Raw genomic sequence first — 15,344 nt, forward strand, 5'->3', positions numbered from 1 at the left:
TTCGGGAGGCTAGGTGGCCGGGAACGTTACGACGGCCAACAGGACGGGCAACTGATTACCCTTCAGTTGAGGATTTGACAACATATCCGGCCCGAAAAATGAGCCACTGATGAAATTGTCAGCGTTCCACACCTGTTTCGCGTTGAGCTGGCCTTGGTAGCTGAAGTTCTCGATGACGTAGGGCAGGGCGTCGGCCTCGAACAGCGACGGGCCGCTCATCAGTTGGAAGTGCAGATGCGGCGCGTTGGAATTGCCGGTGTTGCCCAGCTTGGCGATCTGTTGGCCCTTCTTCACCTTATCGCCGGGCTTCACCATCAGCGAACCCTTGATCAGGTGGGCATACATGGCGTAGGCGCCGTCGCCGATGTCCATGATGATGTGGTTGCCATCGACGTTTTCCACGGTGAGTTTCGCGGCCAGTTCGGGTACGGATGCGGGCAAGATACCGGGGGCGTTGGCCTCGATGTTGTCCAGCGTCGAGACGATGGTGCCGTCGGCCACCGCGTAGATCCCGGATCCGTAGTCGACGTAGTTCTCGTTCTTGTCGTGGTCACCGTTGAAGAAGTTGCCCTGGTCGTTCATTCGCATCCAGTCGATCGCGAAGCGCTGACTGTTGTTGAGCTTCATGTTCAACGGGAGGATCGCGTCGCGGTGCGCCCATCCCGGTTCGCAGCAGCCGTTGAAGGCGACCCAGTTATTGCCGCGCAGCGGCGAGGCGAGGATCCGCGGCATACCGGCCGAGATGTTGAACGGGGCACCCAGGGTGTCGAACGGGCCCGGCTCTGTGGATCCCGGCCTCGCCACGCCGAGGCCGTGTACCCGCAGCATCACCGCCCTGGGGAAGTCGGACAAGTTGTCCTGCTTGAAGTCGATGAGCAGCGAGCGAGACTCTCCCGGCTGAATTGTCAGGTTGGTGGCGACGGCGGCGGGCAGCAGTCGCAGCCGATTGCAGTTGCCGTAGTCGCAGGTCGGATCTACCAGGGTGGGGCCGGGGAACTGGGCCAACACCTTCTTGGGGTCCTGCGCGTCGACGACGTCAACGCCGGTGAGGGATGCGGGCGCCGCGGTCGCGTTGGAGATCTGCATGTCGAACGCCAGGTGATATTTGTCGTCGCTACCGGGGAAGGGGAACGTTGGCCGACTGATCGGGGTCACCGTCAACGGGGTGAACGCGTCGGGCACGGTGATGCCGGCCAGCGGGTCGTTCTTTGGCGGAGCACTGGTCGAGCCGGTCTGGCCCGTCGGTGACGTGGGCGTGCAAGCGGCAAGGGTGAGGACAAACCCGATGACAGCCAAGCATTTGCCGAGTGAGCTGGGCGCTTGGTTCCGTCGTTGCCGCTTCGCCATCTGATGAGCCTCCTTTATTAGCCGGGCTGAGCATAGTCTTCCCCGCCCGGACCCGGCGGCATTACGGAGCAGTGGTGACTGCTTCGAAATCTCCCGGGCGCCAAGTCCCATCGAAGGCGTCCTGCTGCGGACCGTAGATGCGGAAATAGACGAACCACGACTTGCCGGGGATGGTCTGAATCCAGCGGTCGGCAGAATTGTCCGGCTGAGTTGGCCCGAAGAACAGCTCGGTGTGGTCGCTGCTGAGGTCAGTCAGCTCGAACAACGAGCGCAGGGCGGCCTTGTTCTGCTCGGCGCGGATTTGTGACCGGGTTCCGATGTCGTAGACGGTGACCGACCAGAACAGCTTGCCGGGCACCGGAATTGGCACCCTCAGGCGGTAGTGCCGACTCCCATTGAGTGGCCTACCGTTGTTGTCCCGCAATCCCAGCCAATACAGCGAGCCGGCGCGGGGGTCGCGGCGGAACATGGCCGGCGATGCCGCGATCGCCTGATAGAACCATTTCTCCCGGGCCTCAAGGTCGACATGGGTGGCCGCATTGAAGTCGCCGTCCTCGTAGCGCAGAGCGGCCCACTCCCAGTGCCGGTCCTCCCATACCTGGCGGTCCGGACGGCGGTCGGCGAACGACTGTGCCCGCAGATGTCTGTTGCCGGCCTGCGCGGCCGCGTCGAGGATGCGCGCCATTCGGTCGTCGGGTTCGAACGGTTTGCCTTTCTCGATGCCCAGTGCGGCGAGTTCGCCGTACTGGACGCGGTATCCGGCGAAAACAGGTTCGGCGTCGATGGTTTCGTGCAGCACCCGCCAAAATTCGAGGTTGTTCTCCCAGCGCACCGGAGTGGTGTCTTGAGCCGTTCCGGTCAGGTCGAGCCACTGCGGCTCGGCCCACTCGGTGTCCGGGTCGAGCGGGTACACCTTGATCGTGGTGAGGCGTTGCTTGGCCGCGCCGACGTCACCGGCCACCGGCAGTGAGCGGGCCCCGACGATCTGCCGATTGCTACTCGCCCGGTGCACGTAGTAACCCGTGTCAGGGATCTCGCCGGTGTGGTCGGGGCCGAGCAGCAGGTGCTTGCCGCCGTTTCCGGCGTCGGGCCCCGGCAATCCCATATCCGCGACCCACCGTTGGTTGATGTCCATCGACGCGACGATCAGGGGGCCGGGTTCGAGTTCGACAACGAGCGGGCCGACGCTCAGATCCAGCAACATCGGCCCGTATGGAGTGTCGGAATTGGCCGTGAAGATCAACTGTTCCGGCCCGCCGTCGAGAACTCCGAATACCTTGTTCGGCACCAATCCGACGGCTTCGCTGCCTTTGATGATCGCGGCGCCGGAGACGGTGGGATAGAAGAATTTATACGCGGTGATGGCCCGCGTCAGATCGGCGCCGTCGTAGGCCTGTTGTGCTGCGTGGGCCAAGGTTTGCTCCCCTCGCATCGCTTTTGCGTCACGACATGCAATCACTAAACAAAAAGAACCATAACGAATATCCACCCATTCCCAGTATCGGGCGAAAATCAGGCGTCGAGACCAGGCGAGATTGGGGGATCGTGTTCAAACGGTTCCGCGCTGCGCTCGTCGTAGTCGTCGCACTATGTTTGGGAGGTGGCTTGGCCGCCGCAGACCCAGGGAGCATTGCTGACGTGACGATGTCCACCTGCGAACAGCGGACATTGGTGTTGACCGCATTTCCGGCCGAGGCCGACGCCGTACTGGCGCACACCCTGCTGGAGCCGAATCCCGTTGGCGTCTATGACCGGCAGTACTACTACCGCGGATCGATCGCGGGCAAGAAGGTCCTAGTGGCGATGACCGGTATCGGCCTGGTCAACGCGTCACGGGTGACTGAGGCCGCGCTGAATCGTTTCACCTGTTCGTCGGGCACAGCCGTTGGGGCCGTGGTGTTTTCGGGAGTTGCCGGTGGTGCCGGCCGCACCGCTATCGGCGATGTCTCGGTGCCCGCGCGGTGGAGCCTTAATAATGGTGCCACCTTTAATCCGGTCGATCCCGGCATGCTGGCGGCGGCCGCGACGCTGAGCGTGAATCTCAGTAGCGTCAACAACCTCGGCAATCCGCTCTGCCTGTGTAGCCACCTTCCCACCGTCAAGTTGGTCGACTTGAAGCGCCAACCGCAATTGTGGGTTGGCGGCGATGGCTATAGCCACGACTCCAATGGCGGCACGGCCTTCCCGTGCGTGCCCAACGGGGGCGATGTCTTCGGCTGCCAGCCCTGCACCCCACCTGGACGGTCGTTGCTGTACACCGGCAACTTCTTCCATGCCATCGGGCCGTTCCTGACCAAGGGGTTGTTGGCCAACCTGAACATCCAGACGGGCGATAACCCGGCCTTCGACGCCGTGGATCAGGAGACGGCCGCCGCGCAGGCGGTCGCCAACGCACACGGCGTGCCGTTCCTGGGAATCCGCGGGATGTCGGACGGGCCCGGTGATCCCTATGGTCTGCCGGGGTTTCCATTTCAGTTCTTCTTCTACAAGCAGATCGCCGCCGAGAACGCCGCCCGAGTGGTCGAGGCATTCATGCAGAACTGGGCCGGACCGTGAAAAGGGTTGCTAGACAGTCGCGTTAGTCTTCACCGCGCGCTACCGGCCGCGTTGAGTCTGAACTCCACTCCGACCACGATCCGGGATAGAGCGCCGTCTCATGCCCCGCGGCAGCGAATGCGGCGACGATCACGGTGGCGCTGACGCCAGACCCGCAATACGCCCCGATGGGCATGCCCCGTTCGATGCCGCGGTCAGAGAGCGGCCGTGCCAACTCCGCATCGGGCGCGAATGCCCCGTCGGGGGTCAACAGCTTCGCGAACGGCAGGTTCTTGGCGCCGGGGATGTGGCCTGCGGCGGCATCGACGGGTTCGTTGTCGCCTCGGTAGCGTTCGGGTGCGCGCGCATCGAACAGTGGCAGGCTCCCGCCGCCGGCCTGTTCGGCTGTCAACGTCGGTAGACCGCCGGCGTACAAATCTTCGTGCAGCACAGTCACATTCCCGGGCTGCGGGTCAACCGGGCCGGACTCCAAGCTGCCGCGCCAAGCGGACAGTCCACCGTCCAGGATTCGCACATTCGCGAGCCCCGCGGCTTTCAAAACCCACCAGGCCCGCCCGGATCCCATCCGATTGAAGTCGTCGTACGCCACGACCAACCCGTCCTGTTGGACGCCCCAGCGCCGCGCGGCGGCCTGCACATCGCTGCCCGACGGCAGCGGATGGCGGCCCCGCCCCGAGACGCCGTGGTCGCTGAGCTCGTCGTCCAGCGACACGTACACCGCGCCGGGGATATGTCCGTCCAGGTACGCGGCGCGCCCGTCCGGGGCGTCGAGCTTCCAGCGAACATCCAAGATGGTGACCGCTTCGCCGGCCTCGATGAGCCGCGCCAACTCGGCGGCGGTGATCAGCACGTCGTTACGAGTACTCACCGGTGCAACCCTAGCCACTTGACCTGGTCATCGTCTGCACGCATCCTCTACTGATGTTTCCGCGACCGCTTCGCCCCGCGTGCTGGATCGTGGGTGCCATGGCGTTCAGCCTGGCAACCGCGATTCCGGCCGAGGCGGTGCCGAACACGGCGTGTGCGCTGACGACGCCGGTTCACGAGGTGCAGAGCGTGTCCCAGCTGCCGCCGGAAGTCGTCAAACTGCTGCCGCCGATCGCCGATATCGGTGCGCCGTTTAACAAGACCGATTCGGTCAACGACCCAAACCTGCCGTTTCGGCGGTTGATTCGGGCGGGCAACCACGACAATGATTGGTTCCTTTGGTACGAGCACGGCGGGGTCGGTTACTCATGGCAGGCCGCCGTCATCCGGGTCATCCCGGGCGGTCAGCCAAGTGTGTTGGCCAATGCGGGAACCATTTCCGACACGCTATGTACATTCACCGACGGCGTCTTCGCCGGTCGTGTTCCGCCGTATCCCCAGGGAATGTGGGCTTCCAGTGACTTTTAACCAACCGCCGTACGGTCAGCAGTGGGGCGGCGCGCCGACGCCGTACAGCCCTGCGCAGTCCACGAATGCTGTGGCCATCGGCGCATTCGTCTCCGCGTGGATATTGCCTCCACTGGGGATCGTTCTCGGCCACCTAGCACGTTCGCAGATCCGAAGCCGCGGTGAAGGTGGGCAAGGATTGGCGCTCGCTGCCTTGATCATCAGCTATACGTTCACCATTCTGGCGATTGTGGTCATCGTCTTAGCAGTAGTCATAGCTGTGGCGGTGACCAAGGAAGTAACCCACGTCAACCAGGTCCTACGCACCATCCACTAGTGGGGCCAGGCGTCCCAGCTGATCATGCTCCGCAGCGGACCGGCGAACGCGGGCCGCACGGTTTTCGAGGCCCAGCGTTCTTCGACGACTGGCGCCAGCGCGGCGGTCGTGGTCAACGGGTCGTCGTCGAGATAGACAACGGTGACGTAGTGCGGGTCACTGCCCCAACCGCGCGGCGCCGGTGACCACGGTGAGCCAAATGTCCAGGCGCCCGCGACGCCGGGCACCGACAGCAGCGCCGGACAGTGCTCCGCGTGCAGCCATTCCAGCCACTGATCCGGTCGGTCTGCGGTGGGCTTCTCCACGATCAGCAGCACGCCCCGGTGCGGCCGGAACGGCACCACCTCGGCCGACACCAGCGCCTGTGGAGCCGAATGCCATTGCAGCAGGCGAAGACCGGAGATCTGCAGCAACGGCCGCATGGCGGACATCCGGCCGTTCTCGCGCAGCGTTCGACCGAGCGCGACGAAGTCGTCGAGGGTCTGCTGAACCGGATCGCCGATCAGATAGTGCACGACATTGCCGATGTCGCCGAGCGGTCCGTGTGACGCCAGGCGATGCGACGGATAGTCGCCGTCGGCGATCCAGCGCAGTCCGTACACAATGCCCGGCAGCTGATACTGCTCGGGCATGTGGTCGAGCAGGTGCCACTTCAGGTAATCATCATCGGCCGGTGCCGCGCCGGTGAGACTGAAAACGCCTGCCTTGACTCGGTTCACGACGCATTCAATTCTGCGAGTGCTTCCAGATTCTCCAGGTAGTGCTGCAATGAGGCGTGCCGGAAGTTGGCGCTGACGATGGTGGCCCCATGCGCGACGGCTTCGGCGATCAGTTCGCGGGTCCGGTCCGGTGCATTGATCGGATCCATCCGCGCCGACGGCCCCAGGACCACCTCAAAGCCCACCGGAATCGCAAAGCGCCCCAACCAGTCCCGGGCTTGCTGAAGCGTCACGCCGAACGGTGTCCAACCGTCCGCCAGCGTGACGGCGCGACGCAACGAGCGTTGAGTTCGGCCACCGATCCAAAGGGGCACGTGGTCTTGCACGGCGCACGGGTCGACGATCATGCCCCCGAACGAGTAGAACTCGCCGTGATACGACGGTTCGGACACCGACAGCGAGGCGCGAAGCGCCCGCAGCGCATCGTCGCCGCGCGGTCCGCGGTCCTCAAACGGGGCGCCGATGAGTGAGAACTCTTCCTGCAGCGACCCGACCCCGACACCGAGAATCAACCGGCCATTGCTGACCACATCCAGGGTGCCGTAGCGCTTGGCGATCTCCAGCGGGTGGTGATAGGGGAGCACCAGCACGTTGGTGGCCAACCTGATTCTTCGGGTGCGGGCGGCCAGGAACCCGAGCGTGGCCAACGGATCCCAGTAACGCGCTCCGCGACGCGGCGCCTCGCCGGCGGGAAGCGCGATGTGTTCGCTGGCGGTCAGGTGGTGATATCCGAGTCGGTCCGCGGCCTCGGCAACCTGCGCCAATTCCTCGATCGAGGCGCTGTCTTCCCAGGCCTCGTTCATGCCCGGAACGGCGGTCACCACGGGAGAGGCTATCGATAGCTTTGCGGCTGGGGCGCCCATGGCGCTAGATTCTAACAGTGCTCGAATTAATCCGAACGAGGTTCGAATGACCTCTGCGGTGCGGCGTCCCTACGGTGAATTGGACCGCGCCCGGGTGGTGGCCTCCCTGCACACGCTGGCGCGGCGGGTCGGTGTGCAGCAGGTGACGATGCGTGAGTTGGCCGCCGAACTCGGCGCCGCGGTGCCCTCGGTGTACTACCACGTCCCGGGCAAGCAAGCCGCCCTCGATCTGCTTGCCGAGTCGGTGCTGGCCGGCATCCCGGTTCCCGACGCCGGGCCCTGGGACGTCCGGATCGCCGAGCTGTACTGCGCGGCGCGCGAGGTGATGCTCGACGTGCCCGGCGTCGTCGGAATTCTGCAGGCCACCGGCGGCGGTGAACCGGCGCGCCGGCTGGACAGGCTCAGCCGGTCCTTGCTGGCCGAAGCCGGCGTCGCGAAACCCGTTGCTGCGGCCGCTCATACGGTGCTCTACACCTACTTGCTCGGCTCGGTGGGGTTGGAAGAGTCGCGCGGTAAGCGTCAGTCGATCAAGCGATTTCGGGCCGGCCTGGACGTGATCATCGCCGGCATCAAGGCATCCAAGGAGGATTCATGACTGTCCCGAAGCTGGGGTCGCTGACCGTCGAGAACCAGGAGACTCCTGCCGACCGCGACGCGGCAGCGGTGCTGGATCCCGACACCTTCGTCGCCGGAACGCCTTTCGACGCGTTGGCCAGGCTGCGGGCCGACAACCCTGTGCACCCGGTGCAGATGTCTGGCCTGCCCAGGGCATGGTTACTGACTAAGCATGCCGACGTCCGAATGGTCAGCCGCGACACCGACACCTACAGCAGTAACAGGGGCAACACCCTGGTCGAGGTGGAGGCGGGCCCGACGTCGGCGATGCTCCCAGGCATCGACCCGCCGCGACACGTGCACTACCGCAAGCTGATCAACCAGGGCTTCACCGCCCGCAACGTGCTGCGGCTGGAACCGCACATGCGTCAGGTCGCCCGCAACATCGTCGCCGACATTACTGAGAAGGGCGAATTCGACGCGGTGCCAGACATTTCCGCGGAGATGTCACTACAGGTGATCGCCGACGTCCTCGGGGTGCCCGCCGAAGACCGAATGGAGGTGTTCCGCTGGAGCAACGCGATCGGAACCCTCGGCATCGAGGATCCTGACTATTCCCCGACCCCTGAAGCGCTCGGCCAGGCCGCCGCGGAAATGTTCTCCTACTGCAACGAATTGGTGCGGCATCGGCGCAAACACGGCCTCACCGACGACATCCTGTCAGCGCTGCTGGCCGCCGAGGTCGACGGCGAGAAACTCAACCGGGACCAACTGAACGAATTCTTCCTACTGCTGGCGATCGCCGGCAACGAGACCACCCGAAACACGCTCAGCCACGGCATCTTGGCGCTCTCAGATAATCCGGATCAGCAGGCCCTGTTGGCCCGCGACCGCGACGCCGTCAAGCCCGCCGTCGAAGAACTCTTGCGCTGGGCCACCCCGGTCATGCACTTCCGCCGCACTGTCACCAAAGAAGTGGAGATCCGCGGGCAACACATTCCGGCAGGCGACTGGGTGTTGATGCACTACCTGTCCGCCAACCGGGATGAGGAGGTGTTCGACAACGCCGACCAACTCGACGTCACCCGCACCGACGCCGGCCACGCCGCGTTCGGAGGCGGGGGAGTGCACTTCTGTCTGGGTGCTCAGCTGGCGCGGCTAGAGCTGAGGGTGATGCTGGAAGAGCTGTACGCCAATGTGCCGGGCCTGACCGTTACCGGGCCGCCCGACCGGCTGCGGTCGTCGTTCTTCCATGGGATCAAACGACTTCCGTGTAGTACCGGCTAGTTCCCCTGCGGTCCTTCGGCTTTGGCGATCTGCTCGCTGATGTCGTCGCTGTGCAGGCGGGCGCCGAGAAAGTCCCCGGAGGTGGGCAGGCTCAGATGTAGCTGGGAGGCGCCGCTCACGGCGATATCGCCACGCTCGACGGTGAAGTCCAGCACATGACCGCCCGCGGTGCGGTCCTCGTTGAGGAAATGCAGGTGGTAGCCGGCCACCGAGATGCCCTGTTCGAAGTCGGGGGTACGGAACCCGACCAGCGTTCCGGCGACATCGGCGAATCGGGTCTCGGCCTGACCCTCGGTGGCCTGGGTCAAGGGCGGGTAGGGCTTTGACTGTTCCGTCACGGTGCGGGTGCGCAGTTCGGCGAAGTGCCCGTTGAGGCGGATCGCATAGATCAGGTTGGCGCTGGCGATCCGCTGGTCGATGGCGGCGACGACGTCGGCGCGAGTGGTGCGGGCCTTGATCGGGATGTCGAAGTCGCGGTGGAATCTGGTGATCGCCGCGAACGGGGTCCGGTCGGTAAGTGCTGCGCGGTTTGCGGTTCCGTCGGCGCGGAGTCGATAGCAGACGCCGTCGAGGATGACCATCTCGCCGTCGAGGTGATTGAAGGTGCCCAGCCCGAAGTCGCCGTGCTTCAGGATGTCGGCGATCGTGGCGTCACCGTCGTAGACGCCGTCGAGTAACGCGCTGATGGTGGAGAACTGGTACACCTCGGCGCTGTGGTGGGTCAGCAGCGCGGTGGCCCACCGACGAAAGTCATTCTTACTCAAAGGAATCCTCGTGTAGGTGGGCGGCCAGGTCGATGTTGCGGCTGTAGTCCACGGTCACGTCGATCAATGAGGGGCCGTCTTCGGCCAGGGCATGGCGCAGGGTGGCGCTGAATTCGTCGAGGGTGCTCACCCGGTAGCCGTGGGCACCGAAAGCCGCGGCGTAGGAGACCACGTCGTAGTCGCCGAGTTGCACACCGGACCTGCGGCCGTACTTCATCTCCTCCTGAAAGCCGACCATGTCGTAGCTGTTGTCGCGAAAGATGATGTGGGTGAACGTCAATCCGAGTCGGGTGGCGGTTTCCAATTCTTGGGCGGAGAACAGGAATCCGCCGTCGCCGGAAACGGAGACGACGGGCGTGCCGGGTCGCACTAGGCAGGCCGCCATCGCCCAGGGCAGCGCGACGCCCAAGGTTTGTTGCCCGTTGGAGAACAGCAGTCGCCGCGGCTCGTATACCCGGAAGTGGCGGGCCATGTAGATGTAGACCGAGCCGACATCGCAGGTGATGGTTGCGGTGTCGTCGAGTTCCTCGCGCAGGCGCAGCACGACGGCGACCGGGTCGAGGCCGGGGCCGTCCGGGGTGTGGTCGCGTGCGGCGATATCGATGTCCGCCAACGCTTCCCGCTGCACGGCGATCTGGGTCTGATAGGTGTCGGTCAGGGTCAGGCCGGCCAGGGCTTCGGTTGAAGCAGTGAGGGTGCCCGCGATGTCGCCGCGCAGTTCGATTGACGGCTGGTAGTGGATGTCGACATCGGCAGCCACGGAATCGATGTGGATGATGGTGCGCGCGACGTCGTTGTTCCACAGCACCGGGTCGTATTCCACTGCGTCGTAACCGACGGTGATCACCACGTCCGCGTGCTCGACGATCACGTCACCCGGTTGGTTGCGGAACAGGCCGACTCGGCCCAGGAAGTTGTCTTCCAGTTCGCGGGAGATGACGCCGGCAGCTTGGAAGGTCTCCACGACCGGCAATCCCGTCGCGGCCACCAACGTTCGCAATGCCGCGGTGGTATCCAGGTCGGCGCCGCGGATGCCGACGAGCAATGCCGGCCTTTTCGCGGTACGGATCAATTCGGTTGCCTGCGTGATGGATTCGATGGGTGCAGCTGCCAGCGGTGGGAGCGGCAACCGGGCGGTGATGCTCGCGCTGGTGGGTGCCGCCAGCACATCGGCAGGCAGTACGACGGCGGCGGCGCCGCGCGGTTCGGTGACGGCGGCGCGGAATGCGGCGACGGTGGCCTCGGCGGCGTTGTCCGGATCGTTGATCTCGCCAGTGAACTTGGTGACCGTCCGCAGCACCGCCGCGGCGTCCATCGATTGGTGGGTCCGCTTCAGTCGGTCCTCGCGCTGGACCGCGCCGCACAGCGCCACCACCGGATCTTGTTCGGTGTTGGCGGTCAGCAGGCCGGTGGCCAGGTTGGTGGTGCCGGGACCGGACGTCACCAGCACCACGCCCGGGATGCCGGTCAGGCGACCGATCGCCGCTGCCATGAACGCGGCATTCTGTTCGTGCCGGCAAACGACCAATTCGGGGCCACCGTCGACCAGTGCGTCATAGACCGCGTCGATCTTGGCGCCCGGTACACCGAAGACGTACGGAACACCTTGTGCCTTCAGGACGTCGACGATCTTCTGCGCGCTGCGAACCGGAGTCACCCGTGGGACGCTACCCGTTTTCTGGGCCGAACCAGCGCTCGAGCGCGGCATGCAGTCCGGACACGGTGCCTGCCGCCCACGCGACATAGCCGTCCGGCCGAATCAGTATCGCGGGGGCGGGCGGGTCGGCCAAGCTGGCGCGGACGATGTCGACCCGATGGGCCCAACCGCGAGCGGCATCGGCGGCGGTGCCGTCGTCGAAGTCGAGCAGGACCGGATGCCCGTCGTGCAGGAGTTCGGCGACCCGTCGTCCGTCGTCCAGGGTCAGGTCGGGCACCAGCCAACCGGACAGCGGGTGGTCGTCGCCGACGTCGTAGCCGGTATCGGAGCCGGCCAGCAGTTCGGCCATGTGCTGCGACACCCTCGGCATGCTGAACAACTCACCGAACAGCGTGCGCAGTGCGCCGACCTCCGGGCCCGGCGCCATCAGCGCGGTTTGCGCCATCGAGTGCATCATGACGCGCTGGCCGACCGGATACCGCTCGGATTCGTAGCTGTCGAGCAGGCCCGGCGGCGCCCACCCGTTGATTTCGGCGGCGAGCTTCCAGCCGAGGTTGACCGTGTCCTGCAGGCCCAGGTTCAGCCCCGGACCGCCCATGGCGCTGTGCACGTGTGCGGCGTCGCCAAGCAGCAGCACCCGGCCGTCGCGGTAGCGTTCGGCATGCCGGGTGTTCCAGCCGTTGATCCGCCGAAGAGCATGCGGCCCATCGCCTTTGGGCTCTTCAATCGGGACGTCGACACCGAGCACCCGGCGTGCGCTGTCGCGCAGTTCGTCAAGGCTCATCGGCGTGTCCTCGACAGGAGGTCCGGCCTCAAAGCTGCCGAATAGCGCTCTGCCGGGTTCGAACTCGGCGTACATCAGTCCGCCGCGGTCCACCCGGGTGTGGCCGCCGTGCAGTCGGCCGTACCCCGGGATGTCGATGCCGCCGTAGCCGTCCCGAAACTCGTCGGGAATGTGCACGTGGGCGAGGCGGCCCACGGTGTTCGAGGTGCTTCCGGGGAAGGCGATGCCCATTGCTTTGCGTACCGGGCTGTGCCCACCGTCGGCGCCGACGAGGTAGTCAGCGTCGAGACGGTATTCGCCTTCGGGTGAGCGGACCGTCAGCGCAACGGATTCCGGCGTCGCGCTCAGTGCGCTGAATTCGTGTCCCCAGCGCAGATCCACGCCGAGGTCACGGGCCCGCTTCTCCAGCAACCGGACGAGCCGTGGTTGCGGGATGCGCAGCGCGTACATCGGGTTGTTGTCGAGGTCGCCGAAGCTCAGTGGCATCGCGGCGAACATCCAGCCCGGCGACGGCTTCGGTGGGCCGTCGTCACCGCTGAAGGTCTGGTACAGACCGCGTTGGTCGAGAATCCGAATGACCTGTCCAACAAGCCCATTGGCCTTCGGCTCCAGGCTTGGCCCGGGCAGCACGTCGAGCACCACGGGTCGAATGCCGGTCAGGGCCAGTTCGCAGGCCAGCATCAGCCCGTTGGGTCCAGCGCCCGAGATGACTATCTGTGCATGTTCGTCAGTCATGTGACCCCTCCTTCGCGGGTACCGGCAGACCGGCGGCGACGGCGGTCAACCCTTCTCGGATCAATGTCGTGATCGCGACCGGCGGATCGGCGGCCACGTAGGCATCGGCCGCGGCGTCGCCGACGGCGCGCACCACCGCGAGCACCAGCCGCGGGTACAGGTCGTGTTCGGGATCGGTGCCGGTGCGCTGGGCGATCACCTCGAGCCATTCGCCGAACAGGTCGTTGGAGACCGCATTACGAATCTGCGGACTCATCAACAGCTTTCGGATCTCGACGAGTTCCTGGCGGCTGGGTACATGCGCCTCGTCACCACGAGCGTCGGCGAAATCTTCTTCCAAGGGTTTGAGCACCGCGTGTGTGATCGCGGTCCACAGTGGTTCGTCGGCGGGGCGCTGTCGCAGTTCGGCGACGCTGCGCCGCATGCGTTCGGCCTGCCGGTAGGCCAGCGCCTCGTATTTCCCGTTGAAGTAGTTGGTGAACGTGCGTAGGGACACCCCCGCCACGTTGGCGATGTCTTCGCGAGTGACGTTGTCCAGACCGCGCTGAAGCGCCAGCTGCAATGCGGCATCACTGAGCGCGCGCCGGGTGTCGGCCTTCTTGCGTTCACGCAGTCCCGGGTTGGTCACGATGACCAGCGTAGCGCGAAAAGTGCACAGTGGGCAAAATTGCCCGACGGGCAATTACTCCAGGTCGATCGGCCCCTGCAGTCGCACCTCTTCGAGGTCCATGATCTCCTGCACCTCGCGCAGCACGATGTCGTCGATCAGGCGCTGATTGCGCAGCGTGGTGATGGCGTCGCGTTTGCGGTCCAGCACCCGCAGGCGTACCTCCCGGATCTGATCACTCTTCTCGGTCACCTTGCTGCCTATCGCTTCGTCGGCGCTGGCTTCGACGAGCAGTGCGTGTTCCTCGTATTCCCTCTGCAGGCGGGCCAATATTCGTGGGCTGACGCCGACGTCTTTGGCGATCTCCGGTAGCGCCTCGAGGGCCGCAGCGGCGCCGCGGGTGCGGGCCAGTTGCAATTCGTCGGCGCGTGCGACGTCTTCGGGCAACCGGGCCCAGCGAACGATGGTGGGCAGCGTGCTGCCCTGCACGATGACGGTTATCAGGATCACGACGGAGACGACGAAGATGGTCAGGCTGCGGTCCGGGAACGGGCCGCCGCTATGGGTTTCCAGCGGGACGGCCAGCGCCGCGGCGAGCGATACCGCGCCGCGGAATCCGGCCCAACTGGTGACGGTGCGCTGACGGAAGTCCACATATTTGGGCTCACGGCGGGTCAGTTTGTCGGTGACCCGACCCAGGACGGTGGTGAGTTCCACCCAAAGGAACCGGGTCACGATGGTGGCCCCGGTGACGGCCAGCGCCAGATACACGGCGTGCCGAATTCCTCCGTCGATGTCGGCGATTCCGTGCAGCGCGCCGGGGAGTTGGACCCCGACGAACACCCACAGTGAGCCGTTGAGCAGGAACGTGGTGATGTCCCAGAAGGCAAATGACTGCAGACGCGATCGAGCGCGGATCACCCGTGGGCTGACGTAGGTGATCACCAGAGCGGACACCAGCACGGCGACCACGCCACTGCACTCGAACTCCTCAGCAAGCAGGAACGCCGCGAACGGCGTCAGCAGGCTGAGTGCGCCCTCCTCGAGTGGAGCGTCGACCCGTCGACGGATTAAAGTTACGATCCCACCGATCAGCAGGCCGGCGGTGATGCCACCGAGGTAGGAGTAGACGAACCGGAAGGTGAGTGCGAGCGGTCCGACCTCGCTGCCGCCGACGGCGACGGAGACGGTGACGCCGAACAGCACCAGCGCGGTGCCGTCGTTGATGAGGCTCTCGCCGCGCAGCACGGTCAGCGCGCGGCGGGGCAATTTCTTCGCCAGACCGGCCACTGCGGCGGCGTCGGTGGGGGACAGCACGGCGCCCAGCACCGCCGCCGCATGGGATTCCATGCCCAAGGCGCGCGCCGTCGCAGATACCGCGAATGCAGTGGCGATCACCAGCCCGATGCTCGTCATCACGATGACCCGCAGGTTCGCCTTCATCTCCCGGAAACTGGTGTTCAAGCTCTCCCAGTAGAGGATCGCCGGAAGGAACAGCAGCAGGACGAGCTCGCCGTGGATATGGATGCCGCCGAACGCGGGGATCAGGCCAAGCAGCGCGCCGAGAAAGATGAGCAACACCGGCGGGCCGACGCGATAGCGCCGACCCAGCAGAGTCCCCAGGACCACGGTGGTGACGAGCGAGACGATGACGATGAGCGCGAACACTTGCCCATCTTTGCCTACGAGCGCAGCTACGGCAGAAATGGATTGAGTATCGGCGGGATGATCTGGTTGCCGGTCACTCCGGGGTTGCGTG

The 15,344-nt window shown here is 65.2% G+C and carries 15 protein-coding genes; 5 read left to right on the plus strand and 10 right to left on the minus strand.

The window, feature by feature from the left end; translation table 11 throughout:
• Positions 1-9: 9 nt before the first annotated feature.
• Positions 10-1,347 (minus strand): M23 family metallopeptidase, encoded by a 1,338-nt coding sequence (locus ACZY1I_RS16760; RefSeq protein ID WP_463755551.1) that lies wholly within the window; start codon positions 1,345-1,347, stop codon positions 10-12.
• Positions 1,348-1,408: 61 nt separating this feature from the next.
• Positions 1,409-2,761 carry a DUF1214 domain-containing protein gene (locus ACZY1I_RS16765; RefSeq protein ID WP_463755552.1) on the minus strand — a complete coding sequence of 451 codons (1,353 nt, stop codon included), beginning with the start codon at positions 2,759-2,761 and terminating at the stop codon, positions 1,409-1,411.
• A gap of 230 nt (positions 2,762-2,991) precedes the next feature.
• On the opposite strand from ACZY1I_RS16765, the gene ACZY1I_RS16770 reads away from it, so the two are divergent.
• Positions 2,992-3,903: a 5'-methylthioadenosine/S-adenosylhomocysteine nucleosidase family protein gene (locus ACZY1I_RS16770; protein ID WP_463755758.1), complete on the plus strand. Its 912-nt coding sequence runs from the start codon at positions 2,992-2,994 to the stop codon at positions 3,901-3,903.
• Positions 3,904-3,925: 22 nt separating this feature from the next.
• Here the strand turns inward: ACZY1I_RS16770 and ACZY1I_RS16775 are convergent, their stop codons facing one another.
• A complete protein-coding gene (locus ACZY1I_RS16775; protein ID WP_463755553.1) occupies positions 3,926-4,771 on the minus strand; it encodes a sulfurtransferase in 846 nt (281 codons plus the stop codon).
• Positions 4,772-4,869: 98 nt separating this feature from the next.
• Here ACZY1I_RS16775 and ACZY1I_RS16780 point away from each other — a divergent pair, with 98 nt between their 5' ends.
• Positions 4,870-5,298: a hypothetical protein gene (locus ACZY1I_RS16780; RefSeq protein WP_463755554.1), complete on the plus strand. Its 429-nt coding sequence runs from the start codon at positions 4,870-4,872 to the stop codon at positions 5,296-5,298.
• Complete coding sequence (locus ACZY1I_RS16785) at positions 5,288-5,614, plus strand: DUF4190 domain-containing protein (protein WP_463755555.1); 327 nt, start codon at positions 5,288-5,290, stop codon at positions 5,612-5,614. The genes ACZY1I_RS16780 and ACZY1I_RS16785 overlap by 11 nt, the downstream gene beginning before the upstream one ends.
• On the opposite strand, the gene ACZY1I_RS16790 is transcribed toward ACZY1I_RS16785, so the two are convergent.
• Positions 5,611-6,333 carry a hypothetical protein gene (locus tag ACZY1I_RS16790; protein ID WP_463755556.1) on the minus strand — a complete coding sequence of 241 codons (723 nt, stop codon included), beginning with the start codon at positions 6,331-6,333 and terminating at the stop codon, positions 5,611-5,613. The genes ACZY1I_RS16785 and ACZY1I_RS16790 overlap by 4 nt on opposite strands.
• Positions 6,330-7,196, minus strand: a complete 867-nt coding sequence (locus ACZY1I_RS16795; RefSeq protein ID WP_463755557.1) for an LLM class F420-dependent oxidoreductase — start codon at positions 7,194-7,196, stop codon at positions 6,330-6,332. The genes ACZY1I_RS16790 and ACZY1I_RS16795 overlap by 4 nt, the downstream gene beginning before the upstream one ends.
• A 46-nt stretch (positions 7,197-7,242) precedes the next feature.
• Here ACZY1I_RS16795 and ACZY1I_RS16800 point away from each other — a divergent pair, with 46 nt between their 5' ends.
• Both ACZY1I_RS16800 and ACZY1I_RS16805 read left to right on the plus strand, forming a co-directional pair.
• Positions 7,243-7,791 carry a TetR/AcrR family transcriptional regulator gene (locus ACZY1I_RS16800; RefSeq protein WP_463755558.1) on the plus strand — a complete coding sequence of 183 codons (549 nt, stop codon included), beginning with the start codon at positions 7,243-7,245 and terminating at the stop codon, positions 7,789-7,791.
• Entirely contained in the window at positions 7,788-9,038 is a 1,251-nt protein-coding gene (locus tag ACZY1I_RS16805) for a cytochrome P450 (RefSeq protein ID WP_463755559.1), read from the plus strand. The genes ACZY1I_RS16800 and ACZY1I_RS16805 overlap by 4 nt, the downstream gene beginning before the upstream one ends.
• Here the strand turns inward: ACZY1I_RS16805 and budA are convergent.
• From budA to ACZY1I_RS16830, 5 genes are read right to left on the minus strand one after another with little or no spacing between them, the layout of a single operon-like run.
• The gene (budA, locus tag ACZY1I_RS16810) at positions 9,035-9,802 is read right to left on the minus strand and encodes an acetolactate decarboxylase (RefSeq protein WP_463755560.1); all 768 of its coding nucleotides are present in this window, start codon (positions 9,800-9,802) and stop codon (positions 9,035-9,037) included. The genes ACZY1I_RS16805 and budA overlap by 4 nt on opposite strands.
• The gene (gene alsS, locus ACZY1I_RS16815) at positions 9,795-11,459 is read right to left on the minus strand and encodes an acetolactate synthase AlsS (RefSeq protein WP_463755561.1); all 1,665 of its coding nucleotides are present in this window, start codon (positions 11,457-11,459) and stop codon (positions 9,795-9,797) included. The genes budA and alsS overlap by 8 nt, the downstream gene beginning before the upstream one ends.
• Positions 11,460-11,469: 10 nt before the next feature.
• A complete protein-coding gene (locus ACZY1I_RS16820) occupies positions 11,470-12,978 on the minus strand; it encodes an FAD-dependent monooxygenase (RefSeq protein ID WP_463755562.1) in 1,509 nt (502 codons plus the stop codon).
• Positions 12,971-13,606, minus strand: coding sequence for a TetR/AcrR family transcriptional regulator (locus tag ACZY1I_RS16825; RefSeq protein WP_463755563.1), 636 nt, complete (start codon positions 13,604-13,606; stop codon positions 12,971-12,973). The genes ACZY1I_RS16820 and ACZY1I_RS16825 overlap by 8 nt, the downstream gene beginning before the upstream one ends.
• Before the next feature lie 54 nt (positions 13,607-13,660).
• Complete coding sequence (locus ACZY1I_RS16830; protein ID WP_463755564.1) at positions 13,661-15,253, minus strand: Na+/H+ antiporter; 1,593 nt, start codon at positions 15,251-15,253, stop codon at positions 13,661-13,663.
• Between the last annotated feature and the right edge of the window lie 91 nt (positions 15,254-15,344).

The sequence above is a fragment of the Mycobacterium sp. IDUB_37 genome, from assembly GCF_055419245.1.

Excerpts from the sequence above, each read along its gene's own strand:
- ACZY1I_RS16760 (WP_463755551.1), bottom strand. The coding sequence starts at position 1,347 with ATGGCGAAGCGGCAACGACGGAACCAAGCGCCCAGCTCACTCGGCAAA.
- ACZY1I_RS16770 (WP_463755758.1), top strand. The coding sequence starts at position 2,992 with ATGTCCACCTGCGAACAGCGGACATTGGTGTTGACCGCATTTCCGGCC.
- ACZY1I_RS16780 (WP_463755554.1), top strand. The coding sequence starts at position 4,870 with ATGGCGTTCAGCCTGGCAACCGCGATTCCGGCCGAGGCGGTGCCGAAC.
- ACZY1I_RS16795 (WP_463755557.1), bottom strand. The coding sequence starts at position 7,196 with ATGGGCGCCCCAGCCGCAAAGCTATCGATAGCCTCTCCCGTGGTGACC.
- ACZY1I_RS16800 (WP_463755558.1), top strand. The coding sequence starts at position 7,243 with ATGACCTCTGCGGTGCGGCGTCCCTACGGTGAATTGGACCGCGCCCGG.
- ACZY1I_RS16805 (WP_463755559.1), top strand. The coding sequence starts at position 7,788 with ATGACTGTCCCGAAGCTGGGGTCGCTGACCGTCGAGAACCAGGAGACT.
- ACZY1I_RS16820 (WP_463755562.1), bottom strand. The coding sequence starts at position 12,978 with ATGACTGACGAACATGCACAGATAGTCATCTCGGGCGCTGGACCCAAC.